General features: G+C 44.9%; 1 protein-coding gene. It reads left to right on the top strand.

What is annotated here, in order from left to right:
* Positions 1 to 2: 2 nt before the first annotated feature.
* A partial coding sequence (locus tag SB660_RS21395; RefSeq protein ID WP_410584413.1) for an AAA family ATPase occupies positions 3 to 263 on the top strand: 261 nt, incomplete at its 3' end.

Here is a 263-nt window from a genome sequence, read left to right as displayed (position 1 = left end):
CTTTGCTGGGGAAAGCAGTTGAACATATTAATAGAGTAATGGTTGGAAAACGAGACATCGCCATACTCAGCTTAGCAGCCCTTCTTGCCAAAGGGCATGTACTGCTTGAGGATGTACCCGGAGTCGGAAAAACGATGATGGTCCGCGCGCTGGCAAAGTCAATCGGCGCTGATTTCAAAAGAATCCAATTCACTCCTGATTTGCTGCCATCTGATGTAACAGGGGTATCTATCTATAATGCGAAAACGATGGAATTTGAATAT

The sequence above is a fragment of the Bacillus sp. SIMBA_005 genome (assembly GCF_046535585.1).
GTDB lineage: Bacteria > Bacillota > Bacilli > Bacillales > Bacillaceae > Bacillus > Bacillus pumilus.
Note: the sequence above shows the minus strand (reverse complement) of the source record. Positions and strands in the feature narration are given on the sequence as shown.